At 65.5% G+C, this 24,335-nt stretch carries 23 protein-coding genes; 4 read left to right on the plus strand and 19 right to left on the minus strand.

Going from position 1 to position 24,335, the window contains the following annotated elements:
* Positions 1–192 precede the first annotated feature (192 nt).
* Complete coding sequence (locus RBB31_RS11295) at positions 193–558, plus strand: DoxX family protein (RefSeq protein ID WP_306129399.1); 366 nt, start codon at positions 193–195, stop codon at positions 556–558.
* A gap of 41 nt (positions 559–599) precedes the next feature.
* On the opposite strand, the gene RBB31_RS11300 is transcribed toward RBB31_RS11295, so the two are convergent.
* Positions 600–1,823, minus strand: a complete 1,224-nt coding sequence (locus tag RBB31_RS11300) for an acyl-CoA dehydrogenase (protein ID WP_306129400.1) — start codon at positions 1,821–1,823, stop codon at positions 600–602.
* Positions 1,824–1,927: 104 nt separating this feature from the next.
* On the opposite strand from RBB31_RS11300, the gene RBB31_RS11305 reads away from it, so the two are divergent.
* On the plus strand, positions 1,928–2,836 hold the full coding sequence (locus RBB31_RS11305) for a LysR substrate-binding domain-containing protein (protein WP_306129401.1): 909 nt from the start codon (positions 1,928–1,930) through the stop codon (positions 2,834–2,836).
* 10 nt (positions 2,837–2,846) lie between these two features.
* Here the strand turns inward: RBB31_RS11305 and RBB31_RS11310 are convergent, their stop codons facing one another.
* The 11 genes from RBB31_RS11310 to RBB31_RS11360 form a co-directional block, all read right to left on the minus strand.
* Positions 2,847–3,665, minus strand: coding sequence for an SDR family NAD(P)-dependent oxidoreductase (locus RBB31_RS11310; RefSeq protein ID WP_306129402.1), 819 nt, complete (start codon positions 3,663–3,665; stop codon positions 2,847–2,849).
* 144 nt (positions 3,666–3,809) lie between these two features.
* A complete protein-coding gene (gene phoB / locus RBB31_RS11315; protein WP_306129403.1) occupies positions 3,810–4,499 on the minus strand; it encodes a phosphate regulon transcriptional regulator PhoB in 690 nt (229 codons plus the stop codon).
* Between the two features lie 18 nt (positions 4,500–4,517).
* A complete protein-coding gene (gene phoU, locus RBB31_RS11320) occupies positions 4,518–5,243 on the minus strand; it encodes a phosphate signaling complex protein PhoU (protein ID WP_306129404.1) in 726 nt (241 codons plus the stop codon).
* A gap of 12 nt (positions 5,244–5,255) precedes the next feature.
* A complete protein-coding gene (gene pstB, locus RBB31_RS11325) occupies positions 5,256–6,053 on the minus strand; it encodes a phosphate ABC transporter ATP-binding protein PstB (RefSeq protein WP_306129405.1) in 798 nt (265 codons plus the stop codon).
* A gap of 14 nt (positions 6,054–6,067) precedes the next feature.
* Complete coding sequence (gene pstA / locus RBB31_RS11330) at positions 6,068–7,390, minus strand: phosphate ABC transporter permease PstA (RefSeq protein ID WP_306129406.1); 1,323 nt, start codon at positions 7,388–7,390, stop codon at positions 6,068–6,070.
* Positions 7,387–8,859, minus strand: coding sequence for a phosphate ABC transporter permease subunit PstC (pstC, locus tag RBB31_RS11335; protein ID WP_306129407.1), 1,473 nt, complete (start codon positions 8,857–8,859; stop codon positions 7,387–7,389). The genes pstA and pstC overlap by 4 nt, the downstream gene beginning before the upstream one ends.
* Before the next feature lie 85 nt (positions 8,860–8,944).
* Positions 8,945–9,985, minus strand: a complete 1,041-nt coding sequence (locus RBB31_RS11340) for a substrate-binding domain-containing protein (RefSeq protein ID WP_306129408.1) — start codon at positions 9,983–9,985, stop codon at positions 8,945–8,947.
* A 182-nt stretch (positions 9,986–10,167) separates the two neighbouring features.
* Complete coding sequence (locus tag RBB31_RS11345) at positions 10,168–11,226, minus strand: ATP-binding protein (RefSeq protein ID WP_306129409.1); 1,059 nt, start codon at positions 11,224–11,226, stop codon at positions 10,168–10,170.
* A complete protein-coding gene (locus RBB31_RS11350) occupies positions 11,223–11,753 on the minus strand; it encodes a gamma carbonic anhydrase family protein (RefSeq protein ID WP_306129410.1) in 531 nt (176 codons plus the stop codon). The genes RBB31_RS11345 and RBB31_RS11350 overlap by 4 nt, the downstream gene beginning before the upstream one ends.
* Positions 11,754–12,392: a guanylate kinase gene (gene gmk / locus RBB31_RS11355; RefSeq protein WP_306129411.1), complete on the minus strand. Its 639-nt coding sequence runs from the start codon at positions 12,390–12,392 to the stop codon at positions 11,754–11,756.
* A 246-nt stretch (positions 12,393–12,638) separates the two neighbouring features.
* Entirely contained in the window at positions 12,639–13,517 is an 879-nt protein-coding gene (locus tag RBB31_RS11360; protein ID WP_306129457.1) for a YicC/YloC family endoribonuclease, read from the minus strand.
* Between the two features lie 341 nt (positions 13,518–13,858).
* Here RBB31_RS11360 and RBB31_RS11365 point away from each other — a divergent pair, with 341 nt between their 5' ends.
* Positions 13,859–14,560 (plus strand): PAS domain-containing protein, encoded by a 702-nt coding sequence (locus RBB31_RS11365; RefSeq protein WP_306129412.1) that lies wholly within the window; start codon positions 13,859–13,861, stop codon positions 14,558–14,560.
* Here the strand turns inward: RBB31_RS11365 and RBB31_RS11370 are convergent.
* The 5 genes from RBB31_RS11370 to trkA form a co-directional block, all read right to left on the minus strand.
* A complete protein-coding gene (locus RBB31_RS11370) occupies positions 14,548–15,174 on the minus strand; it encodes a pyridoxamine 5'-phosphate oxidase family protein (protein ID WP_306129413.1) in 627 nt (208 codons plus the stop codon). The two genes, RBB31_RS11365 and RBB31_RS11370, sit on opposite strands and share 13 nt — an antisense overlap.
* Before the next feature lie 113 nt (positions 15,175–15,287).
* Positions 15,288–16,565 (minus strand): GTPase HflX, encoded by a 1,278-nt coding sequence (gene hflX / locus RBB31_RS11375; protein WP_306129414.1) that lies wholly within the window; start codon positions 16,563–16,565, stop codon positions 15,288–15,290.
* On the minus strand, positions 16,562–16,801 hold the full coding sequence (gene hfq / locus RBB31_RS11380) for an RNA chaperone Hfq (protein ID WP_306129415.1): 240 nt from the start codon (positions 16,799–16,801) through the stop codon (positions 16,562–16,564). Before hfq ends, hflX begins: the two co-directional genes overlap by 4 nt.
* A gap of 179 nt (positions 16,802–16,980) precedes the next feature.
* Positions 16,981–18,501 carry a TrkH family potassium uptake protein gene (locus RBB31_RS11385; protein WP_306129458.1) on the minus strand — a complete coding sequence of 507 codons (1,521 nt, stop codon included), beginning with the start codon at positions 18,499–18,501 and terminating at the stop codon, positions 16,981–16,983.
* Between the two features lie 16 nt (positions 18,502–18,517).
* Positions 18,518–19,894, minus strand: a complete 1,377-nt coding sequence (gene trkA, locus RBB31_RS11390; RefSeq protein WP_306129416.1) for a Trk system potassium transporter TrkA — start codon at positions 19,892–19,894, stop codon at positions 18,518–18,520.
* A gap of 101 nt (positions 19,895–19,995) precedes the next feature.
* Between trkA and RBB31_RS11395 the strand changes: the two genes are divergently transcribed.
* The gene (locus RBB31_RS11395; RefSeq protein WP_306129417.1) at positions 19,996–20,469 is read left to right on the plus strand and encodes a hypothetical protein; all 474 of its coding nucleotides are present in this window, start codon (positions 19,996–19,998) and stop codon (positions 20,467–20,469) included.
* A gap of 117 nt (positions 20,470–20,586) precedes the next feature.
* Here the strand turns inward: RBB31_RS11395 and RBB31_RS11400 are convergent, their stop codons facing one another.
* Positions 20,587–22,002, minus strand: coding sequence for a sigma-54 dependent transcriptional regulator (locus RBB31_RS11400; protein ID WP_306129418.1), 1,416 nt, complete (start codon positions 22,000–22,002; stop codon positions 20,587–20,589).
* 8 nt (positions 22,003–22,010) lie between these two features.
* Positions 22,011–24,245: a PAS domain-containing sensor histidine kinase gene (locus tag RBB31_RS11405; RefSeq protein WP_306129459.1), complete on the minus strand. Its 2,235-nt coding sequence runs from the start codon at positions 24,243–24,245 to the stop codon at positions 22,011–22,013.
* Between the last annotated feature and the right edge of the window lie 90 nt (positions 24,246–24,335).

A 24,335-nucleotide genomic window follows, 5' to 3' on the forward strand; every position in this document is an offset into this window, starting at 1 on the left:
ATTGATGGATCGGGATTTTGTGAGCTTGGCGGCGGCTTATGTAGCGTCAGTTTATTTAACATAATACTGATTATGCGTTTATGGGCTATGCTTGAAAGAGCTAGCGTGAAACTTCACTGACCGGCCTTGCGTGAATGCGATACGGATTGCCTCGGGTCCATGCGCTCGCGGCCCCTGCCGATGGAGAGATCTTTGTCCGAGCTGACGCACATCTCGTGGACCTTGCGCATCGGTCGCGCACTGATGGCTATGTTGTTCCTTGCGGGCGCGGTGCAGAAAGCCGTGGCGCCGGAGCAAGCCATGGCGCTACTGACCGGCCTTGGCCTGCCGGGCTGGTTGATCTGGCCGGCACTGGTGTTCACCGCAGTGACCGGTCTGGCGCTGCTCCTGGGCTTTGCCACGCGATGGGTCGCGCTGGCGCTGAGCGTCTATTGCATGGTGACCAGCGTCTTTCACTTTCAGCCCGAGGATGGCTGGCAGATGTCGATCTTCGTGAAGAACTGGGCGATTGCCGGCGGGCTTCTGGTGCTGAGCGATCACGCGCGGCGGTTCGGTTAGCGCCGGGGCAGGCGCCCCCTGCCCCGGCGTTCCGTGGCGACTTAAAAGAACGCCTGAAGGCCGGTCTGCGCGCGCCCGAGGATCAGCGCGTGCACGTCGTGCGTGCCTTCGTAGGTGTTGACCGTTTCCAGGTTCATCATGTGGCGGATGACGTGGAATTCCTCGGAAATGCCGTTGCCGCCATGCATGTCGCGGGCCATGCGTGCGATATCGAGCGCCTTGCCGCAATTGTTGCGCTTGATGAGGCTGATCATCTCGGGCGCGGCCTGGGCCGCGTCCATGAGGCGACCGACGCGCAAAGCGGCCTGAAGGCCAAGGGTGATCTCGGTCTGCATGTCGGCGAGTTTCTTCTGGAAAAGTTGTGTCTGCGCTAGCGGTCGTTTGAACTGCTTGCGGTCAAGGCCGTATTGCCGTGCCGCGTGCCAGCAGAACTCGGCCGACCCCATGACGCCCCAGGCGATGCCGTAGCGCGCGCGGTTGAGACATCCAAAGGGGCCTTTAAGCCCTTGAACATTCGGCAAAAGAGCGTCTTCGCCCACCTCGACGCCGTCCATGACGATCTCGCCGGTGATCGAGGCGCGCAAGCTCTGCTTGCCGCCGATCTTGGGCGCGGAAAGACCCTTCATGCCCTTGTCGAGCACGAAGCCGCGGATCTTGCCGTCATGGGCGTCGGACTTTGCCCAGACGACGAAGACGTCGGCGATGGGCGCGTTCGAGATCCACATCTTGGAGCCGGAGATCTTGTAGCCTGCGTCAGTCTTTTCGGCGCGGGTCTTCATTGCGGCGGGATCGGAGCCCGCGTCGGGCTCGGTCAGGCCGAAACAGCCGATCAGTTCGCCCGAGGCCAGGCCCGGCAGGTATTTCTGGCGCTGCTCCTCGCTGCCATAGGCATAGATGGGATACATCACGAGGCTGGACTGCACCGACATCATCGAGCGATAGCCGGAATCCACCCGCTCGATCTCGCGCGCGACGAGGCCGTAGGTGGTGTAATTGGCGCCAAGGCCGCCGTATTCCTCGGGGATGGTGGTGCCCAGAAGGCCCATCTGGCCCATCTCGCGAAAGATGCCGGGATCGGAGGTTTCCGACGCGTAGGCGTCCTTGACCTTGGGTTGCAGGGTTTCCTGCGCGAAGCTGCGGGCGCTGTCGGCGATCATGCGCTCGTCTTCTTCAAGTTGGGCGTTCAGCAGGAACGGATCGGCCCAGTCGAACCCGGCGAGGTCGGGCTTGTCCTTGTCACGAAGTTTCGGGGCGTCGAGGCTCATGGCGGGCTCCTTTGCAGGGGAAATTCGGTTCGGGTTGAATTTATCCTGAGATAAGCGCAATAAAAAGCGGCAATTCTGTATAGGTTCATGAGGAAACTGCATAGATGTCCCTGCCCCGTCGCTTTCTGCCATCGCTTGGCGCCCTGCGCGCGCTGGAAGCGCTCGAACGGCTGGGCAGCCTGACGGCGGTGGCAGACGAGCTGAGCCTGAGCCAGAGCGCGGTGAGCCGGCAGTTGCAGACGCTGGAAAGCCAGCTGGGCGTGCCGCTGTTCCTGCGCGAAGGGCGGCGCGTGCGGCTGACACCCGAGACGCGGGAATACGCCGGCGAGACGCGCGCGGCGCTGAACCGGATCAGCCAGGCCTCGCTGAAGCTGGCGCTGAACCCCGGGGGCGGCAGCCTGAACCTGGCGATATTGCCGACCTTCGGGATGCGCTGGCTGGTGCCGCGCCTGCCGGAGTTTGCCGCGGCGCACCCGGAGGTGACGCTGAACCTGTCGACCCGGCTGAAACCGTTCAACTTTGCCGCAGAACCTTTTGATGCGGCTATTCTTTTCGGAAGTGGCGGTTGGCCTGGCACGCAAAGCCTGCGGCTGAAAAGCGAGGCGGTGGTGGCGGTGGCCGCGCCCGCGCTTTTAGAGCGGACGGCGGTGACGCGGGCGCGGGACGTGACGTCCCTGCCCTTGCTGCATATCGAAACCCGGCCCGAGGCGTGGCGCGCGTGGTTCGCGGCGCACGGGGTCGAGACCGGCACGGTGGCGGGCACGATATACGACCAGTTCTCGACCATCACGCAGGCCGCCTTGCACGGGCTGGGCGTGGCGCTGTTGCCGGATTACCTGGCCGAGCAGGATCTGGCGACCGGCAAGCTGGTCACCGTCTGGGGCGGGCGCACCGACAGCCCCGGTGCCTATCACCTGGTCTGGCCGGAGGAAAAGGCACGGGACAGCGCGGTGATGAAGTTCCGCGACTGGCTTGCGCCGCAGGCGGAGGATGAAGACCCCCTGCCCCGGTGACATGCCGATGTCAGATCCCGTAAGGCACGCCGCCCGAAACCGGCAGCGTGATTCCCGTGACATAGCGCGATTGCGGTCCGGCCAGATAGGCCACGGCATCGGCCACGTCGGCGGGTCGGCCCGCGTCGCGCTGGGCCACGCTGGCATACCGCTGCGCCTTGACCTCCTCCACGCTCAGCCCGCGTTCGCCGGCGATCCGCGTGTTGGCGGCCATATGCATATCGGTGGCGATATAGCCGGGACAGACGATGTTGCACAGGATGTTGTCGGGGCCGAACTCGGCGGCGATGGTCTTGGTCAGGCCCACCAGCCCGTGTTTCATCGCCGTGTACGCGCCGAACCCGGGTTCGGCGCCCAGGCTGCCGGTGGAGCCGATATTGATGATCCGCCCGCCCCCGGCGGCCTGCATGCCCGGGATCACGGCGCGCGTCAGCATCATCGGGGCCAGAAGGTTGACGTTGAAACTGCTGGTCCACTGGGCGGGTGTGGTGGACATGAAATTATCCGCGCCCGCGAGGCTGCCGGCGTTGTTGACGAGGATGTCCACGCGTCCGAGCGTGCGCTGTACCTGTGCGATGACCGCGTCGATCTGCGCGGCATCGGTGACGTCCAGTTCAAGCGCCGTGCCCGAGGGATCGAGCTCGGCGGCGAGCGTTTCCAGCAGCGAGAGGCGCGGGGTGGCGACGCCGTCGATCTGCATGGTGCCGCCGAGATCGGTGACGACCACATGCGCGCCGTCCTCTGCCAGCCTGCGGGCGATGGCCTGTCCGATTCCGTTGGGGGCGGAGGTGCCTGTGACGAGGGCGACCTTGCCGTGAAGTGGTAGCATGATCTGCGCCCTTTGCAGTCCGGTCCCGTGCGACAGAGTAGACGAGCTCGGCCAAAGCGCAACCATCCATATCGAGTGGCTGCGCCACGCTTTATTTGTTTGATTTGAGTATTTGAAGAACAGTGAACGCCAGTCGCGGCGCCGTCAGCCCAGCGAGTACCCTGCCCCGCGTACCGTGCGCAGCGGGTCGTCGCCGCCGTGCTGGCAGAGCGCCTTGCGCAGCCGGCCGATATGGACGTCGACGGTGCGGGTGTCGACATAGATGTCGCGGCCCCAGACCCGGTCGAGCAGTTGCTCGCGGCTCCAGACGCGGCCCGGTTTTTCCATGAAGGTCGACAGCAGGCGGAACTCGGTCGGCCCGAGCTTCAGCCCCTCGCCCTGACGCGTGACGCGGTGGGTTTCGGAATCGAGGATGATATCCTCGTATTCCAGCCGTTCGCCCACGGTCGAGGGCCGGGTGCGGCGCAGTTGGGCGCGGACGCGGGCCATGAGTTCGATCACCGAATAGGGCTTGATCACGTAGTCGTCGGCGCCGGTTTCCAGGCCCCGCACGCGGTCCACCTCCTCGGAGCGGGCCGAGAGCATGATGATGGGCACGTTGCGCGTCTCGGAGCGGGTCTTGAGCTGGCGGCAGACCTCGATGCCCGACACGTTGGGCAGCATCCAGTCCAGGAGGATGAGGTCCGGTGCGGCCTCGTCGACCAGCATCAGGGCCTCTTCGCCGTTTTCGGCACGGGTCACGGCAAAGCCGTCGGCCTCGAGGTTGTAGGCCAGCACTTCGCGCTGCGCGGGTTCATCCTCGACCAGAAGTACGCTGGGCTGATCGCTTGCCATGACGTCTGTTGTCCTTCGTTATGCGCCGACCTGGGGCGAGACCTTGGGGTCCAGCGAGGTCTTGTCGCTTTTGGGGCGGTTGTCTTCGGGCATTGTGCCGGTCACGAGATAGACCACCTGTTCGGCGATGTTGGTGACATGGTCGCCCATGCGCTCGGTGTTCTTGGCGATGAAGTGCAGGTGCATGCAGGGCGTGATGTTGCGAGGGTCTTCCATCATGAAGGTCAGGAATTCGCGGAACAGCGCGTTGTACATCTGGTCGACATCGTGGTCGCGCTGGATCACCTCGCGGGCGAGTGCCGCATCGCGCTGAATATAGGCGTCCAGAACGTCGCGCAGCATGCGCTCGGTTTCGCGGGCCATGCGGCGCAGCGAGGCGGTGGCCCCGGTGATCGGGGTCATCTGCGACAGCACGGTCGTTCGCTTGGCCATGTTCTTGGCATAGTCGCCGATACGTTCGAGGTTCGAGGCGATCTTCATCACCGTGAGGATGACACGCAGGTCGATGGCGGTGGGCGCGCGCAGGGCGATGGTGCGGGCGGTTTCCTCGTCGATCTGTTCTTCGAGGTCGTCGATCGCCCGGTCGCCGGAGCGGACCTTTTCGGCCAGTTCCTCGTCGCGGGTGTCGAGCGAGATGGCGGCGTTCATGATCGCCTCTTCCACCAGACCGCCCATCTTCATGATCAGCGCCTGGACGGTTTCGAGGTCTCGGTCGAAAGCCGAGGAGATGTGTTCGTCGGACATTGCAGAGCCTCCTTAGCCGATCCGGCCGGTGATATAGCTTTCGGTGCGGGGATCTTCGGGATTGGTGAAGATCTTGCCGGTTTCGCCGAATTCCACCAGGTTGCCGAGGTGGAAGAAGGCGGTCTTCTGGCTGACGCGCGCGGCCTGCTGCATCGAGTGGGTCACGATCACGACGGAATATTCGGTGCGCAGCTCGTCGATCAGTTCCTCGACCTGGGCGGTGGCGATGGGGTCGAGCGCCGAACAGGGCTCGTCCATCAGCAGAACCTCGGGTTCGGTCGCCACGGCGCGGGCGATGCACAGGCGCTGTTGCTGGCCGCCCGAGAGGCCCGTGCCGGAGGCTTGCAGGCGGTCCTTGACCTCGTCCCAGATGGCGCCGCGACGCAGGGCGCGCTCGACGATCTCGTCGAGGTCGGCCTTGGACTTTGCCATGCCGTGGATGCGGGGGCCGTAGGCGATGTTGTCGTAGATCGACTTGGGGAACGGGTTGGGTTTCTGGAACACCATGCCGACCTTGGCGCGCAGTTGCACAGGATCGACCTTGCGGTCGTAGATATCCTCGCCATCCAGCAGGATGTCGCCCTCGACCCGGCAGATGTCGATCGTGTCGTTCATCCGGTTGAGGCACCGCAGGAAGGTGGACTTGCCACAGCCCGAGGGGCCGATGAAGGCGGTGACGGTTTTGTCTTCCAGCGCCACGTCCACGTCTTTGATGGCATGGGTGTCGCCGTAATAGACCTGCACGCCCCTGGCCGAGAATTTGATGTCTTTCTGATCCACGGCTCTCTCCGTATTTGGCGTATCGTACATGGGGAGGTCCCTTTCTACCAGCGGCGCTCGAAGCGCCGGCGCAGGATGATGGCGATGATGTTCATGGTCAGCAGGAAAACCAGGAGGATGATGATTCCGCCCCAGGCTTTTTCATAGAAGCTGGCGTCGGCGCGGGCGGCCCAGGTGTAGATCTGGGCGGGCATGGCCGAGTTCGGCTCGGTGAAGCCGGCGACGAAGCCGTCGGGGTAGCCGCGGGCGACGAAGCCGACCATGCCGATCAGCAGAAGCGGCGCGGTTTCGCCCAGGGCCTGCGCGAGACCGATGATGGTGCCGGTCAGGATGCCGGGCATGGCGAGCGGCAGCACGTGGTGGAAGACCGCCTGCATCTTGGAGGCCCCTACCCCGAGGGCCGCGTCCCGGATCGAGGGCGGCACGGATTTGAGCGAGGCGCGGGTCGAGATGATGATCGTCGGCAGGGTCATCAGCGTCAGCACGAGGCCCCCCACCAGCGGTGCCGATTGCGGCAGGTGCATGAACTGGATGAAGACGGCAAGGCCAAGAATGCCGAAGACGATCGAGGGCACGGCGGCGAGGTTCGAGATATTGACCTCGATCAGATCGGTGAAGCGGTTCTGCGGTGCGAATTCCTCGAGGTAGATCGAGGCGGCGACGCCGATGGGCAGCGACAGGACCAGCACCACCAGCATCATGAAGAACGAACCGATGACCGAGGCGCCGATGCCAGCCCCGCCGGGGTTGTCGACGCCCGAGTCGGCGCCGGTGATGAAGTTCCAGTTGAATTCGGACCTGATGATGCCGGCGTTGCGCAGCGCATCCACCAGGTCGAGGTCCGAGGCCATCAGAAACCGGCTGTCCTGCAGCGCCTCGCGGGTGACGCGGCCATTGAAATAGCCGTCGACGCGCGACGAGGCGGACAGGGAAAATTGCACCGGCTCGCCCAGGCGGTTCTGGTTGGCGGAATAGTATTCGCGCAGATTGCCGCCGACCTTGCCCAGCAAGCGTTCGATCGCGGCCTCGTCGAATTCGACCTCCATCCCGCGCTCCTCCAGTTGCGCCTGAAGCTGGGCGATGAAGAGGTTGGAATAGGCCTTGGTCTTGAAGAGTTGGTCCTCGGCCTCGTCATATTGAGCCTGCGTCAGAGTGAACTCCATTTCCACCACTGTGTGAGTGAAGGCCGGAAGGCCCGAGCGGATGATCGAGACGAACAGCACGACAAGGAAGAAGAGGCCGATCACGATCGCCGTCAGCCCGTAGGCGCGGAAGCGTTTCTCGGCGGCGTTGCGCCGCTTGGTGTTGGCGTCGGTCGTGGTGAGCGAGGAGCGGCCGTGGCCGCCGCTGAGCGTTGCGTCGGTCATTCGTACTGCTCCCGGTATTTGCGCACGATGTAGAGGGCGAAGACGTTGAGGCAAAGCGTGATGACGAAGAGCGTCATCCCGAGGGCGAAGGCCACCAACGCCTCGGGCGAGGCGAAGTCGGCGTCACCCGTCAGCTGGCTGACGATCTTGGCGGTGACGGTGGTCATGGCCTCGAACGGGTTGAGGTCGAGCCGGGCGGCGGCCCCTGCCCCCAGCACCACGATCATCGTCTCGCCGATGGCGCGGCTGGCGGCCAGAAGGATGGCGCCCACGATACCCGGCAGGGCGGCGGGCAGCACGACCTGGCGGATGGTTTCCGATTGTGTGGCGCCAAGGCCGTAGGAGCCGTCACGCATGGCCTGCGGTACGGCGTTGATGATGTCGTCGGAAAGCGAGCTGACGAAGGGGATGAGCATGATGCCCATCACGAGGCCGGCGGTCATCACGGCGGTGCCGGCCTGCATGATGCCAAGCCCGTCATCACCGAAGACCTTGAGCAGCAGCGGGCCGACCGTCAGCAGGGCGAAGAGGCCGTAGACGATGGTGGGGATGCCGGCCAGCACCTCGAGCAATGGCTTGGCGACCGAGCGAACCTTGGGCGAGGCATATTCCGACAGGTAGATGGCGGCAAAGAGGCCGATGGGCACGGCCACGGCCAACGCCACGATTGAGATGTAGAACGTGCCCCACAAAAGCGGCAGCACGCCGAGGTCGGAACTGCCGCCCCGGCCCGAGAAGCTGGGCGCCCAGTTGGTGCCGAAGAAGAAGTCGGCAGCGGGGTAGAGACGGAAGAACTCGATGGTGTTGAACACCAGCGACAGGATGATGCCCACCGTGGTCAGGATGGCGATGGAGGCGGCGCCGATCAGCAGGGCGCGGATGCTGCGCTCGACCGTGTTGCGGGCGCGGAAATCGCCGTGGGATTCGCGCAGGCCCCAGAGCGCGCCCAAAACAGCGACGACCAGCACGGCGATGGTCATCATCAGGTTGCCGGTGGCGTTCATCACCCGGTAGCGCTGCGCTGCGTTCAGGATGGGCTGGGTCACTTCGGAGGTGACGATCTGCCCGGCGTCCCTGAGACGCTGCGTGACATCGGCCAGGTCGGCGCGGGCGCCGGTGACGAAATCCTCGTCCATCAGGCCCTGGGCCACGGCGTTGTCGAGCCCATCGGCGGTGCGGCGCACCTCGGCCATCACGAGGCCGAGCGAGCCCTTGGCGTCGACCGAGCGATCCGGGATCATGCCCGAGATCGTGTTGCCGACCACGATCGGCTGGATCAGCAGCCAGGCGACCATCAGCAGGAAGGCGGGAACGACCACCTTTATCAGGACGTTCGAGCCGTAATAGGACGGCAGGGAGTGGAGGCGCCGGTTGTCGCCCCCCACGGTGCCGAGCGCGCGCTGACGGCCCAGCACATAGCCCACCGCCGCGATGCCAAGCACGATCAGGAATAGCCAGAGTGTCGGCATGAGCCCCCCATCCGTCTGTCTGGAAAAATTACCTAAAAGGGGTGTGGGGGCGGCGGAATATGCCGCCCCCGGTGGTCAGTGGCTATCAGGAGCCGCTGCCCATGGTTTCTTCGGATTCGACCTTTGCTTGGGTCTCGGCCAGTTCCGGGTCCGCGACCAGGCCGTAGTTCGACAGCGGGCCGCCGGGGCCTGCGATCTCGTCGGCGACGAAGAACTGGGCGTATTCTTTCAGGCCGGGGATCACGCCGATATGCGCTTTCTTGACGTAGAAGAACAGCGGACGCGAAACCGGGTATTCGCCCGAGGCGATGGTCTCGGTCGAGGGTGCGACGCCGCTCATGGTGGCGACCTTCAGCTTGTCGGTGTTGTTCTCGTAGAACGCCAGGCCGAACACGCCGATGCCGTTGGTGTTGGCGTCAATACGCGCCAGGGTCTCGGTGTAGTCGCCGTCGATGTCGACCGACTTGCCGTCCTGACGGACGTCGAGGCACGAATCCTCGGCCTCGTCCTCGCTCATGCCGCTGTCCAGCATGGCCTGCATCGCGCCGGTTTCCTCGCAGCCGACCAGCAGAACCTTCTCTTCGAAGACTTCGCGGGTGCCGTGCTTGGTGCCGGGAATGAACATCGCGATTTCGGCGTCGGGCAGCTCGCTGTTGAACTCGGACCACGTCTCGTGGGTGTTCTCGACCAGTTCGCCGTCTTTCAGGACGGTGGCGCCGATGGCGTTGAAGATGTCGGTGGGCTCGAACGCGGTGAACTCGGGGCCCGACTGCTGGCTGGCGAAGACGATGCCGTCATAGCCGATGCGCACTTCGATGATGTCGGTCACGCCGTTGTCGGCGCAGGCCTGGATCTCTTTTTCGCGGATGGCGCGCGATGCGTTCGCCACGTCGATGGTGTTTTCGCCAACGCCTTCGCAGAAACGCTTGAGGCCGGCCGACGAGCCACCCGATTCCACGACCGGGGTCGGGAAGTCGGTGTTTTCGCCGAACAGTTCGGCCACGATCGAGGCGTAGGGCAGAACCGTCGAGGAACCGGCAACCTGGACGTTGTCACGTGCAGCGGCAGCGGTGGCCGAAACGGCCGCGATCGCCAGGGTAGAGGCGGTCATTTTCATGAAGGACATATAAAGCTCCTGATATCCATGTATCCCGATCACCTTGCAGCAGGTGACCTCGGTGTCCTGCTACGTACTCAGCACGACGCTTCTGTTACAGTTTTGTAACGGTTTTATGACAGGCCGCTTTTTATAAAGGTTAACCACGAATTAATTGTGGTTGACCTCGGGGCACACGGACAGGGGACGCGTCAGGTCTGCCGCGCGGTAGGGCGCGAGGGCAGAATAACGTCGAATCGGGTGCCCTGCCCCAGCTGCGATTCGACCTTCAGTCGCCCGCGATGGCGGTTGACGATGTGCTTGACGATGGCCAGCCCCAGCCCGGTGCCGCCCATCTCGCGAGAGCGGTGGCTGTCGATGCGGTAGAAGCGTTCCGTCAGTCGCGGGATGTGCACTTCCTCGATGCCCGGCCCCTGGTCGGCCACGGACACCACCGCCGAGGGGCCCCGCAAGGCGGGATGATCGGAATGCGCGGCAAGGTCCAGGGTAACGGTCTTGCCCGGTCCGCCATACTTGATGGCGTTCTCGATGAGATTGGTGAAGACCTGCTGAAGCTGGTCCGCATCGCCCGGCACGGTGATATCGGCCAGCTCGGGCTGGAACGCCACCGTCACGTCGGCTTCCTCGGCGATGGGACGGGTGGCATGGATCACGGCGTGGATCAGCCGGACAAGATCGACCCGGTCCGTGGGGCGCACGCGTTCCTGGGCCTCGACCCGGCTGAGCGACAGCAGGTCCTTCACCAGACGTTCCATCCGGCTGGCCTCGACCTGCATGGTCCCAAGGAAACGCTCGGTCGCGGCAGGGTCATTGCGGGCCGGGCCACGCAGGGTTTCGATGAAGCCCAGAAGCGCGGTCAGCGGCGTGCGCAACTCGTGGCTGACATTGGCGACGAAATCGCGGCGCATCTGGCCCACCTGCTCGAGATGGGTGACATCCTCGAAACACAAAAGCACGCCGGAGCCTGCGTCGGTTTCGACCGGGCTGCAGGTGACGGCGAACGTGGTGTCCTGCGCCCCGGCGCTGGAGAGATAGCGCGTCTGGCGCATCTCGCGGTCGCGCAAAGACGCCTCGACCGCGTCGAGCACGGTGGGCTGACGGATGGCGGTGATGAAATGGCGCCCGGTCAGCCCCGGCCCGAGCAAGGCCGTGGCGCGGTCGTTCACGCCAAGGATACGCTCGCCCCGCCCGATCAGGACAGCGGCCAAGGGGATCGCCTGCAGGAGCGTGGCGATATTGCCCTGGTTCATTCGAGGTCGAGGGCGCGCAGTCCCGCCCGGTAGCGGGCGGCGTTCTTCTGGTAGTGCAGCGCGGTGGCCTTGAAGGCCGCGATGGCCTTGTCGTCCAGCTCGCGCACGACCTTGCCCGGCGCGCCCATCACCAGGCTGTTGTCGGGGATCTCCTTGCCCTCGGTAATCAGCGCGCAGGCCCCGATCAGGCAGTTCTTGCCGATCCTGGCGCCATTCAGCACCGTGGCGCCCATGCCGATCAGCGTGTTTTCCCCCAGCGTGCAGCCGTGCAGCATCGCCTTGTGCCCGATGGTGCAGCCGCGCCCGATACTCAGCGGAAAGCCGGGATCGGTGTGCATGACCACGTTTTCCTGCACGTTGCTGCCCTGCCCCACGACGATGGGCTCGTTGTCGCCGCGCAGGGTGCAGCCGAACCAGACCGAGGCGTTCTCTTCCAGCACCACCTTGCCGATGATGTTGGCGTCGGGCGCGACCCAGGCGCCGTCCTCCAACTGCGGGATCACGTCGTCAAGCGCGTAAATGGGCATTCATCTCTCCTCGAATTCGGCCTGAAGGCGTTGCACGTGGGCATTCAGGTCGGGCTGTTGCAGGCGGCGCAGGCGGGCGGCGGACACGATGGTCTTGAGCGCGGCATCGGTGGTGTCGAGATCGTCATTGACCAGCACGTAATCGTATTCGCCCCAATGGCTGATCTCGTCCCAGCTTTTCTGCATCCGCTTGGCGATCGTGTCGGGGCTGTCCTGGCCGCGGGTTTCCAGCCGGCGGTGCAACTCGGTGATGCTGGGCGGCAGGATGAAGATCGAGAGGGTATGGGGCCCGAGCGCCGAGTTCTGGATCTGCTGCGCGCCCTGCCAGTCGATGTCGAACAGAACGTCGCGGCCCTCGTCGATGGCGGCCTGCACCGGTGCTTTGGGCGAGCCGTAGAAATTGCCGAAGACATGGGCGTGTTCCAGCATCTCGCCGGCCGCCACCTGCCGGCGGAAGGTGGCGTCGTCGAGGAAATGATAATCCTGCCCGTCCAGCTCGCCCGCGCGCGGGGGCCGCGTGGTGGCCGATACCGAGAACGAGATCGTCTCGTCCCAGTCGCGCAGGCGGCGTGACAGCGTGGATTTGCCCGCGCCCGAGGGCGAGGACAGGATGATCAGAAGGCCGCGGCGGTGTTTCATGCGGCCTCCGATCCGGGCAGTTCGCCCGGCTTTTTCTTGCCGAAAATACTCATGCAAGCGCCGAAGGCGCGCTGCGGCGACGCCGAAGGCGGCGCAAAACCTTTGGGGGAGAGTGTGCGAGGGGCCATGAGGTCCCTCCGGATCAGGCCCGGGGCAGGCAGGGTCAAGCCCGGGACGGGGTGGTGCGAAATTGCCGGGAGATCCCGGATCAAGTCCGGGATGACCTGCAAAACGCTGTTTTGCAGGTCACTCCACATTCTGCACCTGTTCGCGCATCTGTTCGATCACGCTTTTCAGTTCCAGCCCCACGCTCGTCAACTCGCTGTTCTGTGCCTTGGAACACAGCGTGTTGGCCTCGCGGTTGAACTCCTGCGCGAGAAAGTCGAGCTTGCGGCCCGCGGGGCTGCCGCCGGCGATCAGGTCGCGGGCGGCGGCGACGTGGCTGCGCAGGCGGTCGATTTCCTCGGTGACGTCGGTCTTCACGGCCAGTACCGCCAGTTCCTGGGCGATGCGGGCCTCGTCGACGCCGTCGGCATTGTCCATCACGCGCTGAAGCGCGGCGCGGAAATTCGCCTCGGTCTCGGGGCGGCGGGCCTCGGCGGCGGCGGCGGCGGCGTCTGTCAGCTCGGCAATGCGGGTCAACTGGCCGGTCAGCACCTCGGCCAGCGCCGCGCCTTCGCGGCGGCGCATGGTCAGGAAGCTGCTGAGAACGGTTTCGAAATCGGCCAGTAGCGCCTTGCCGAGTGCGGCGGTATCCTCGTCCTGGGTGCCGGGCTCGAAGACGCCGCGGAGGGCCAGCACGTCGGCGGCGTTGGCCGGCGCGAGCGACAGGCCCATTTCCATGGCTCGCGCCTCGATCCGGGTCATGGCGGTCAGCACCACGCCGAGCTGTGCCTCGTCGAGCCGGGCGCTGGAGCCGCCGTCCTGGGCCTGAAGCTTCAGCGACAGGGTGACGTTGCCGCGCCCGAGCGTCGCAGTCAGCCGCGCGCGCAGGCCGGCCTCGAGCCCCTCGATCCAATCGGGCACGCGCAAGCGCAGGTCGAGCCCGCGCCCGTTGACCGCGCGCAGGTCCCATGTCCAGCCGAAGCGCCCCTGCGCGCCCTGCCCCGCAGCAAAGCCGGTCATGGAATTGAGCTGAGGGGGCGCATGTGTCACGGGTGTTGGTCCTTTGCGGCGGGGCCATGAAATGCCCGTTCCTGCGAAGGTTTCCTAGTGCGTCGGCGCCCCCTTCGCAAGCGGTACGCGCAGCGAGGAATTAACCAATCGGTAAGAAAAATAAACAAATCAGGCAGAAATATGGCACAATTGCTCCAGGTCGGGCCGCTTCTGATTCAAGTTGATCGGACCGCGGGTTGGTACCGGGGGACCAGGCGTGGGGCTCGACCGAACGATCCGGGCGGGCAGCGCCCGTGTCCGGATCCGAATTACGGTGGTGAAACCGGCCGCGCGCCGGATGGGGAAGATCGATGAAGGATGATTCTGGAAGCTCGTTTCCGGACAAGAGCACCGACCTTTGGCGCTCCGGCAGCGGGCCACGGCGGGCGGACCGCGAGGCCGACCTGCGGAAATTCGTAAGCTACTGGTCGGGGATGCGCCGGGGCGGCGACGTGCCGCTGCGCACCGAGATCGACCCGCGCGGCATCGAGAGCCTGCTGAGTAACGCGTTCATTGCGGAAAAGGTCGCGCCCGGCATCGCGCGGCTGCGCATCGCCGGCACGCATCTGTCGGACGTGATGGGCATGGAAGTGCGCGGCATGCCCCTGTCGTCGCTGATCGCACCCGAAGACCGGGGACAACTGGCCGACGCGATGGTGGACCTGTTCGAGCGGCCCGCGACGCTGCGCCTGGACCTGAGCGCGCCCGGCGGCCTCCGCCGCGCGGCGATGGCCGCGACGCTGATCGTCCTGCCGCTGCGCAGCGACCTGGGGGATATCTCGCGCGCGCTGGGCTGTTTGGTGTCCTCGGGGCCGATCGGCAACACGCCGCGCCGGTTCCGCATCGTTGCGTGCAAGGTGACGCCGGTGGACCTGACCGAACCCGAAGCCACCGGGTTAGCGGAAGACCAGGCGCCGTTGTCGCCCCCTGCCCCGGCGCCGCGGCGCGAGCGGCCCGCGCCGCTGTCACATCCCAGCGAGCGGCCCTACCTGCGGCTGGTTCACAGTGACTGAGCTGCCTCCAGCCGGGCCTTGAGTGCGGCGTTCTCTGCGCGCAGGCTGGCCAGCTCCTGTTGAAAGGGTTCGAGGATCGGGCCCAGTTCCTCGACCGTCAGGCGGACCGGAATATGCTGCGGGCAGTTCCAGTCGAACCCTTCGACGGTGATGACGACGGCCCGCTCGGGGCGCGCCTTGTAGCCGTCATCCGTCAACCGCGAGATCAGATCGGGGTCGTCGCTGAGTTGCACGCGCCCCAGGATTTTGAGCCGCGCCTGGTTGGGATAATCCATCAGGATAAGAGAGATACGGTCGTTCTCCGCCAGGTTGCCGGTGGAGATATACTGCCGGTTGCCGCGATAATCCGCATAGCCCAGCGTCTTGTCGTCCAGCACCTTGAGAAAACCGCGCGGGCCGCCGCGGAACTGGACATAGGGCCAGCCCGTGGCGCTGACCGTGGCCTGGTAGAACCCGTCGCGCAGGGCGATGAACTGTGCCTCGTTCGGGCCGAGACGGTCGTCGGCGGGGGCGTCGGGACCAAGGCTGCGGGCATACATCGCGGCAGAGCCCTGCTTTTCCTGCATGGCGCGGACGGCGTCGGTGAATGCCAGTTGGTGGAAGGTTTTCGCCATGGTCTGCATCCTTTGTCGGGCCTGATACGCGTCCTAGATCGGGCGCGCGCCCAGGTTTCGCAAATCACGACAGTGCGAGGGACGCGCGGCGGCGCACAGCATCGGTGCGGGGATCACAGACCGTCGAACTGCGACTTCTGCGTCTCGTTCCAGCGCACGGTCAGGGTATAGCCGTCCTCGTCCTGCACCTCGTCCTCGACCAGCCCCTTCTCGAAGAGCCAGGCGCGTTTGCGCCCCGCGTCGAAGCCCAGCGTGACCGTCTCGACACGTGTGGTGCCCGCCAGCCGGGTGATGATCGTGTCGCTGAGCGCATCCATGCCTTCTCCGGTGATGGCCGACAGAAGCTGCACGTTTTCAAGCCGCGCGGCGCGGTTCTCGACCAGGGTGCGGTCCTCCGGCGTCAGGCGGTCGATCTTGTTCCAGACCTCGATCTGTGGCGTGGTCTCGAGCACGCCGAGGCTGATGAGGATCTCGCGCACGTCGCCGGCCTGGTCCTCGGTCTCGGGGTGCGAGATGTCGCGGACATGGACGATCAGGTCGGCGGCCAGCACCTCCTCGAGTGTGGCGCGGAAGGCGGCGACCAGTTCCGTGGGCAGATCGGAGATGAAGCCCACGGTATCGGACAGGATCACCTCGGGGCCGCCGCCCGGCAGGGCGATTTTGCGCATCGTGGGGTCGAGCGTGGCAAAGAGCATGTCCTTGGCCATGACCTCGGCCCCCGTGAGGTGGTTGAAGAGCGTGGACTTGCCGGCGTTGGTGTAGCCCACCAGCGCCACGATCGGAAACGGCACCTTGGCGCGCGCCGCACGGTGCAGGGTGCGGGTTTTCACGACCTTTTCCAGCTGGCGGCGCAGGCGGACGAGTTGTTCGTCGATGGCCCGCCTGTCCGCCTCGATCTGGGTCTCGCCCGGCCCGCCGACAAAGCCCAATCCCCCGCGCTGGCGTTCCAGGTGGGTCCAGGCTCGGACAAGACGGGTGCGCTGATAGCTGAGGGCGGCCATTTCGACCTGTAACACGCCTTCGCGGGTGGCGGCGCGGTCCGAGAAGATCTCGAGGATCAGTCCGGTGCGGTCGAGCAGTTTGACGCCCAGCTTCTTTTCCAGGTTGCGCTGCTGCACAGGCGAAACGGGCCCGTCGATCAGAACCAGCTCGACCTCGTTTTCCTCTACCAGCGCCTGCAGCTCGGCCAGCTTGCCCTTGCCGAAGAGCATGCCGGGATGCGGGTCGCGCAGGCGCACAACCGAGCCGCCCAGAACCTCGAGCCCCGGCAGGGCATGGCCCAGAGACACGGCTTCTTCGAGCGCGAGCGCCGGGTCACGGTCTCGGTCTGAACTGGGAATGTCCGGGTGCAGGACCCAGGCGCGGGTGTCCGAGCGTTCGGTGAGCGTCAAGACGCGTCGTCGCCCTCATAAAGGCTGACCGGCTGGGACGGCATGATGGTGGACACGGCATGCTTGTAGACAAGCTGTGACTGCCCGTCGCGGCGCAGCAGGATGCAGAAATTGTCGAACCAGGTGATGACACCTTGCAGCTTGACGCCATTGATCAGGAAAACGGTGACCGGGATCTTGGTCTTGCGAACCTGATTCAGAAATGCGTCTTGCAGGTTTTGTCGGTCTGTTGCCATTGTTTTTATAGCCTTTGTTCTTGCGAGGGGCCTTCACTCGCCCCTTTCTCCCTCAGCGGCGAGTATGGAGTGCGCGTTTCCGAGTTTCCAGCCCAAAAATCAATTCGTTGCGGTGTCTTGCCCGGGCGATGTTTCAGGCCTGTGACACCACGGCCCCGCGGCGCCGATATTGCCGGGCGTCAGCGGCGCCACAGGCTGGGGTTGAAAAGCGCGATGAGGGCCAGGGTTTCCATCCGCCCCAGCACCATCGCGGCGGAAAAGACCAGCTTGGCCGCCGGGCGCATCTCCAGCAGGCCGATGGGCGCGTCGGCGCCGACCTGGGTGAGCGGGCCCGCGGTGGCCAGCGCCGCGGTCGACAGCACGATCGCGTTTTGCAGGTCTTCCCCGACGGCCGCCATAAGGACGGTCACCAGCGCCAGCGACAGGGCGAAGAGCATGAAGAAGATCCAAGCGACGAACGCGCCCTCGCGGCGCATGCGGCGGGTGTGGACGCCGGCGCGCCCTACCGACGAGGGGTGGATCAGCCGCTCCATCTCGCGCTGGCCGTGCAGGTAGAGCGCGTAGATCCGCAGGAGTTTCACGCCCCCCGCCGTGGTGGCCACGCCGCCGCCGAACATCGCCAGCCCCATGAGCAGCAGGCCCGGCGTGCCGAGCCCCGACCAGGATTGCGCAGCTTCCCACGCCGCACTTTGAAAGCCGGTGGTCGACAGGAACGACATGACGGTGAAGGTGCCGCCCCAGAGCGCCTGAAGCGCCTGGCCGAAATCCTCGACCTGGTCGACGTCGAAGGCGCCCAGCCAGTGGCGCGAAAAGAGGATGAGCGGCACCCCGAGAACCAGCGCGGTGCCGATGCGGAACTCGGGGTCGTGCAAGACGCTGGTGGAGCGGCTTGTCAGGGTGTCGGACGAAAACGTCAGGCGTGACAGGGCGAAGAACATGAAGAGAAAGATCACGATCTCGCCGCCGTAGCCGCTGCCGGCGTTCTCGACCCCGCCGACGGCGGAGATGCCGCTGGTGGCGAGGGTGGACATGGCGTGCACGGCCGCCACAAGCGGTCGGTCGCCGCCCAGCATCAGCATCAGCCAGAGCACGCCGGTCAGCCCGATATAGACCGGCGCAAGCACCTTCGTGCTTTGTGCGATTCGCCGGGCGGAACTGGCGCGCCGAAAGCGGCTGAGCGCGTCCTCGCCCTGCCCCGGTTCGGCGGAGACGGTAATCTCGAACCCGCCGAGGTTCATCGGCGCCAGCACGGCCGAGGCCGCGATCCAGATCAGAAGCCCGCCGAACCAGCCGACCATGCCGCGCCACAGATGCAGGCTGTCGACCAGGCGGGCAGGATTGTCGAAAAGCGTGGCGCCGGTGGTGGTCAGGCACGACACCATCTCGACATAGGCGTTGAGAAAGCGCGTGGTCTCCAGCCCCTCGTAAAAGGGCAGCGCCAGAAACACCGGCAAAGCGGTATAGGCCAGCGCCAGCGAGGCCAGGTTCTGGATGTCCGAATTGTCCTGGCTTCGGCGGCCCGCGATCGCAAGACCCACCAGCACGAGAAAGGTGACGCCCAGCACGCTGGAATAGAGAAACGCGCGGGCGACGGAATGATCGTCCTGCCAAAACGCATGAAGCGCAGGGCCCAGCATGGCGATGCTGGCGATTCCGGTCAGCACGAGAATGAGCGGGAACCGCAGGATGCGGGCCGTCAGGCCCGGCGACGATGTCTCAGAAGAAATCAATCGAGACCTGCAGGAGCTGTTCCACCCGGTTCACGTCGGACGCCAGCGCGAAGATCACCACCACGTCACCGGCTTCGATCCGCATGGTGCCGGAGGGTTTCAGCACCTTGTCCTCGCGCAACACACCCCCGACGAGCACGCCTTCGGGAAAGTCGATCTCGCGGATGGCGGCCCCGGCGATGTTTGAGGTGGACATGACCTCGGCCTCGATCACCTCGGCCTCGGCATCGCCGATGGAATAGACCGAGCGCACCCGCCCGTGCCGGACATGGCGCAGGATCGAACTGACGGTGGTGGAGCGCGGGTTGATGTAGGCGTCGATGCCCAGGGGCTCCATCATCGGCAGCAATGTAGGGTCGTTGATCAGGGCGATGGCAAAGGGGCAGCCCTCGGCCTTGGCGCGCACGGCGGCCAGCATGTTGGTCTTGTCGTCGTCGGTGACGGCCAGCACCGCATCGGTGCGCGAGATGTTGGCCTCGGCCAGCAGTTGCGCGTCGAGACCGTCGCCGTTGAGCACGATGGTGCGTTCCAGCGCGTCGGCGGCGCGTTCGGCCACCTTGCGGTCGCGCTCGATCACCTTGACGCGGGTGCGCTTGCCGCGCTTCTCGATCCGCTTGGCGACGCTGAGGCCGATATTGCCGCCGCCGATGATGACCAGCCGTTCCTGGGTCTGCGAGGTCTTGCCGAACACCTCCATCGTGCGCGGCACGTCCTCGGTGGGGGCAAAGACATAGGCGTCGTCGCCGACGAAAAGCTGGTCCTCGGCCTCGGGCGCGAAAAGCTTGCCGTCGCGGCGGATGGCCAGCACCACCACCTCGAGCGTCGAGAAAAGATCGGTCAACTGCCGCAGGGGCGTGTTGACGATCGGGCAATCCTCGTCGATCCGCAGGCCCAGAAGCTGGGCGCGGCCTTCCATGAATGTTTCGGTGTCGAAGGCGGCGGGGGCGGCAAGGCGTTGCAGCGCGGCCTCGGCCACCTCGCGCTCTGGCGAGATCACGACGTCAATGGGCATGTGGTCGCGGCGGTAGAGGTCCGAGTAGATGGCGTCGAGATAGGATTGCGACCGCAGGCGGGCGATCTTTCGGTTGATGGAAAAGACCGAGTGCGCCACCTGGCAGGTGACCATGTTGACCTCGTCCGAATGGGTGGCGGCGATGATCATGTCGGCATCGCGCGCGCCGGCCTGGTCGAGCACGTTGGGATAGCTGGCAAAGCCGTTGATGCCCTGCACGTCCAGCGTCTCGGTGGCGCGGCGCACCAGGTCGGGGTTGCTGTCGACCACGGTGACGTCGTTGCGCTCGCCCGACAGGTGGCGTGCGATCTGCCAACCGACCTGCCCTGCCCCGCAGATGATGACCTTCATGGGCGGTGCCTTTTTTGACCCAATCGAGGGCTTTGCATGACAGATGGGGCGGTAACGGTCAATTGCTTTGTCCTGCGCGAAAAACGGCATAGAGTGTGGCCATGAACCTGTACCGAGTCCCGTTTCTGATCTGCGTGGTCCTGACGCTTTCGGGCTGTCTGCCGACAAATGTCTATTACCGCGAAGGCGCGCCCGTAAGCGGGGTCGAGCGCGACCGCACGCAATGCGACGTGGCGGCCCTTCGGCAGGTGCCGGTCCGGACCCTGACGCGGTTCATCCCGCCGACCTACAGCTATCGCCCGATCTGCAACGGCGCCGGCAAGTGCCGGACGGTCCGGGTTCTGCTGTCGCCGGGACGGTGGGAAAGCTATGACGCCAACGAGGGGTTGCGGGCGCGGGTGGCCAGGCAGTGCATGGCCGACCAGGGGTACCAGAAGGTCAGCCTGAAGCCCTGCCCGCCCGAGGTGGTGGAGGCGACGGTGATCACCGCGACGCGGGTGCAGCCGCCGCTCACGGAAAATTCCTGTGCGATCCGCATCCGGGGCGGGAAATACCAGATCGTGAACCCGGAATAGGGCGACGTGACCTGAAGGAGCGCCTGCGGCGCGCTTGATGTCTCGGCGGCGGGGCCGCCTCGGGGATGCCTCCGGCGGGGATATTTATGGCCAGAAGAAGCAGGCCTCCTGACCGCATCAGCCGGTGGCGGCGTGATGGCCCTCGTCTTCCTCGTCCGAGAGGCGCGCGCCCTTGGCGCCGGTGACCACGCCCAGCGATTTCAGCTTGCGGTGCAGCGCGCTGCGTTCCATGCCGACGAACTCCGCTGTGCGACTGATATTGCCGCCGAAGCGGTTGATCTGGGTCATCAGATATTCGCGCTCGAACGCCTCGCGGGCCTCGCGCAGGGGCATGGTGGCCACGGTGCCCGAGAGGACCACCCGGCCGTCGTCGCTGGGCGTGGCGCTGTCGCCGGGGATCTCGCGGGCGGAGATGTCGCCCGCGCTGTCGCCGAGGATGAGGATGCGTTCGATCACGTTGCGCAGCTGGCGCACGTTGCCGGGCCAGCGCATGGTCTGCAGGAGGGCCGCCGCCTCGTCGCCCAGGGCGCGGATCGGCAGGCCCTGTTCGCCGTTGAGTTTCTCGATAAAGTAGCCGGCCAGCACGGGGATGTCCTCGCGCCGGTCCTCGAGGCTGGGCACGGCGATGGGCACCACGTTGAGACGGTGATAGAGCTCGCGGCGGAACCGTTCGGCCTGGATCTCGGCCTCGAGGTTGCGGGAGGTGGAGGAGATGACGCGCAGATCGACCTGAACCTTGTCGCTGCCGCCCACCCGCAGGAAGGTCTGGTCGACCAGCACGCGCAGGATCTTGCCTTGCGTGCCCAGCGGCAGGTCGGCGACCTCGTCGAAATAGATCACGCCGGTATTGGCCTCTTCCAGAAGGCCCGGGGTGACGGTGCCGTCCTCGGCCTCGCGTCCGAAGAGCACCTCTTCCATCCGGTCGGGCTCGATCGAGGCGCAGCCGGCGCAGACGAAGGGCCCGGCCGCACGGTCGGAATTGGCGTGGATGTAGCGCGCGGCCAGTTCCTTGCCCGAGCCGGCGGGACCCGACAGCATGACCCGACCGTTGGAGCGTGTGACCTTGTCGAGCTGGCCCACCAGGGTGCGGAAGGCGGGGCTTTCGCCCAGCATGTCGGCGGGGCCGCTGCCCTGCCGCTTGAGCGCGAGGTTCTCGCGGCGCAGGCGGCTGGTTTCCATGCCGCGGCGGATCACCACCATCAGCTGGTCGATGTTGAAGGGTTTCTCGATGAAGTCGTAGGCGCCCTGCTTGATCGCCGCCACCGCGATCTCGATATTGCCGTGGCCCGAGATGATGACGACCGGCACCTCGGGGTAGTCGCGCTTGACCGCCTTGAGGATGTCGATCCCGTCCATGTTGCTGTCTTTCAGCCAGATATCGAGGATCAGCAGGCCCGGCGGCTGCTCGCGGATCTCGCTCATCGCCTCGTCGGAATTGCCGGCGAGGCGCGTGGTGAACCCTTCGTCCTGCAGGATGTCGGAAATCAGTTCACGGATATCGCGTTCGTCGTCGACAATAAGAATGTCACTCATGGGTCACCTCATACGGCCTGTCGTTGGTCATATTCGTTCAAATCGGAGTCGCCGTCCGCGTCCGGCGCGGCCTCGGCCCGGGTCAGGGGAAGGCGGATCACGGCCATGGCGCCGGGGCGGGCCTCGGGCGCGAAGGGTTCGGCGTCTTCCAGGGCAAGGCTGCCGCCATGTTCCTCGATGATCTTCTTGACGATGGGCAGGCCGAGGCCGGTGCCCTTTTCGCGCGTGGTCACGTAAGGCTCGAACAGGCGCGAGCGATCCTCGGGCAGGCCGATGCCGTTGTCGGAGATGCGGATCACCGCGGTGTCGTCCTCGCGCGTGCTGGTGACGCGGATCTGCGGCACGTGCCCCTCGGCGCCTTCCTTTTCGTAAAGGCTTTCAATGGCTTCGCCGGCGTTCTTGATCAGGTTGGTTAGCGCCTGGTGCAGCATGGTGCCGTCGACCTCGGCCATCAGCGCGTCTTCGGTGAACGTGGACTCGAAGGTGACGTCGGGCTGGCCGGCCTCCTGCAGCAGGACGGCCTCGCGCAACAGCTTCGTCAGGCTTTCGACCTTGGTCTGCGGCTCGGGCATGCGGGCGAACTTGGAAAACTCGTCGACGATGCGGCGCAGGTCGTTGGTTTGCCGCACGACCACGTCGGTCAGCTGTTCCAGGCTCGCGGCCTGTTCGTCATCCAGCACGCGGGTGAACTTGCGCTTGATGCGTTCCGCCGACAGCTGGATCGGTGTCAGCGGGTTCTTGATTTCATGCGCGATGCGGCGGGCGACGTCGCCCCAGGCGGCCATCCGCTGGGCGGTCACCAGGTCGGTCACGTCGTCGAAGGCGACCACGTAGCCCTCGCGCCGGCCGCCCTCGTTGCTGCGGGTGGACATGCGCACCAGCAGGTTCTCCATCCGGCCCGTGCGGCTGACCTTGATCTCTTCCTGCACGAAGCCGGTATTGCTGTCCTTCAGCCGTTCGAAGAGCGCGCCGAATTCGGGGATGGCAACGGCGAGTGCCAGCGATTGCTGGTCCTCTTGCCAATCAAGCAGGCGTTCGGCGGCGCGGTTGACGAAGGTGACGCGGCCCTTGGCGTCAAGCCCCACGACACCCGAAGAGACCGAGCCCAGCACCGAATCGAAGAGCCGCCGGCGGCGTTCGATCTGCTCGGTGTTGGTCAGCAGCGTGTCGCGCTGCTGCTTCAGTTGGCGCGTCATCTGGTTGAAGTAGGTCGAGAGCATCCCGATCTCGTCGTCGGCATCCTCTTCGCGCACCTGCGTGTCCAGATCCCCCTCGCCGACGCGCTGCGCGGCGCTGGTCAGGCGGCCCACGGGGCGGCTGAGGCGCTCGGCGAACCACATGCCCAGCCAGACGGCGGCAAGGATCAGGATCAGAGCGAACCCGAGGTAGAGCACGCCGAACTCGAACAGCACACGGTCGCGCTCGTCCTCGCGCTGCTGGTAGAAGCGCGCGGTTTCCTGCGTGTCGTCCAGAAGGCTTAGGATGTCCCCGTCGACATTGCGGCTGACATAGAGATAGCGGTCAGGGATTTCCTCCAGCGGCAACAGGGCGCGGAACTCGTTGTTGTCCCAATCGCGGATGATGACGACGCCTTCTTCGTTGGCCTCCTCGAACATCTCGCGCGAAGGTTCCTCGTAGTCGAAGAGGTACGAGCGTTCGCCGCGCGAACGGATGTCTCCGGTGCCGTCGATGACGAAGGCCTCGCGCAGGCCGCGCTGAATCTCGCGCTGGCCGCGCGACAGGATCTGGCGGATGTCGCCATCGTCGAGGAAGACCGCGGCACGCTTGGTGGCGTTGATCAGCGAGGCCAGCGCGCGGGCGTCGACCAGCAGGTCGCGGCGGTGCTCGTCCTCGTAGGCCTGCGCGGCTGCGACCGAGTTGTCCACCACGCGCCCCACCCTGTCGGAAAACCACGCCTCGAGCCCCATGTTCACGGACAGCGTGGCAAAGACGGCGACGGTGATCGTGGGCAGAAGCGCCATCAGCGCGAAGACCCCGGTCAGGCGCAGGTGCAGGCGCGAGCCCGCGGATTTGCGGCGGCGGGCGGCGACCATCTGGACCACGCGTTGCAGAACCAGCGCGGCGACCATGATGATATAGACCATGTCCGCCAGCAGGACGATGCGCAGGATGTTGGACGAGCTGCCCTGATCGAGCGGCCCCATGACGAGGTAGGTCAGAAGCGCCAGCACCGGACCCAGCACGACGAGGCTGAAGGCGGCGGCATTGCGCACCCGCTTCATGCGCCGGAGACGCCCGAGCTTTTCCCACGTCAGTCCGCGTGCTTTTGCAGCCACGCAATCCCCCCATCAGGTTGTGGCGCGAGATGCGCC

The organism is Roseovarius sp. MMSF_3350 (assembly GCF_030733425.1).
In the GTDB taxonomy this organism is placed as follows: Bacteria; Pseudomonadota; Alphaproteobacteria; order Rhodobacterales; family Rhodobacteraceae; genus Roseovarius.

Coding starts and splice junctions, on each gene's coding strand:
- RBB31_RS11305 (WP_306129401.1), top strand. CDS start 1,928: ATGTCCCTGCCCCGTCGCTTTCTGCCATCGCTTGGCGCCCTGCGCGCG.
- phoU (WP_306129404.1), bottom strand. CDS start 5,243: ATGTCCGACGAACACATCTCCTCGGCTTTCGACCGAGACCTCGAAACC.
- RBB31_RS11345 (WP_306129409.1), bottom strand. CDS start 11,226: ATGAACCAGGGCAATATCGCCACGCTCCTGCAGGCGATCCCCTTGGCC.
- hfq (WP_306129415.1), bottom strand. CDS start 16,801: ATGGCAACAGACCGACAAAACCTGCAAGACGCATTTCTGAATCAGGTT.
- RBB31_RS11360 (WP_306129457.1), bottom strand. CDS start 13,517: ATGACCGGCTTTGCTGCGGGGCAGGGCGCGCAGGGGCGCTTCGGCTGG.
- pstC (WP_306129407.1), bottom strand. CDS start 8,859: ATGCCGACACTCTGGCTATTCCTGATCGTGCTTGGCATCGCGGCGGTG.
- RBB31_RS11300 (WP_306129400.1), bottom strand. CDS start 1,823: ATGAGCCTCGACGCCCCGAAACTTCGTGACAAGGACAAGCCCGACCTC.
- pstB (WP_306129405.1), bottom strand. CDS start 6,053: ATGTACGATACGCCAAATACGGAGAGAGCCGTGGATCAGAAAGACATC.
- trkA (WP_306129416.1), bottom strand. CDS start 19,894: ATGAAGGTCATCATCTGCGGGGCAGGGCAGGTCGGTTGGCAGATCGCA.
- RBB31_RS11350 (WP_306129410.1), bottom strand. CDS start 11,753: ATGCCCATTTACGCGCTTGACGACGTGATCCCGCAGTTGGAGGACGGC.
- RBB31_RS11340 (WP_306129408.1), bottom strand. CDS start 9,985: ATGTCCTTCATGAAAATGACCGCCTCTACCCTGGCGATCGCGGCCGTT.
- phoB (WP_306129403.1), bottom strand. CDS start 4,499: ATGGCAAGCGATCAGCCCAGCGTACTTCTGGTCGAGGATGAACCCGCG.
- RBB31_RS11370 (WP_306129413.1), bottom strand. CDS start 15,174: ATGGCGAAAACCTTCCACCAACTGGCATTCACCGACGCCGTCCGCGCC.
- RBB31_RS11395 (WP_306129417.1), top strand. CDS start 19,996: ATGAACCTGTACCGAGTCCCGTTTCTGATCTGCGTGGTCCTGACGCTT.
- RBB31_RS11405 (WP_306129459.1), bottom strand. CDS start 24,245: ATGAAGCGGGTGCGCAATGCCGCCGCCTTCAGCCTCGTCGTGCTGGGT.
- gmk (WP_306129411.1), bottom strand. CDS start 12,392: ATGAAACACCGCCGCGGCCTTCTGATCATCCTGTCCTCGCCCTCGGGC.
- RBB31_RS11365 (WP_306129412.1), top strand. CDS start 13,859: ATGAAGGATGATTCTGGAAGCTCGTTTCCGGACAAGAGCACCGACCTT.
- RBB31_RS11310 (WP_306129402.1), bottom strand. CDS start 3,665: ATGCTACCACTTCACGGCAAGGTCGCCCTCGTCACAGGCACCTCCGCC.
- pstA (WP_306129406.1), bottom strand. CDS start 7,390: ATGACCGACGCAACGCTCAGCGGCGGCCACGGCCGCTCCTCGCTCACC.
- RBB31_RS11400 (WP_306129418.1), bottom strand. CDS start 22,002: ATGAGTGACATTCTTATTGTCGACGACGAACGCGATATCCGTGAACTG.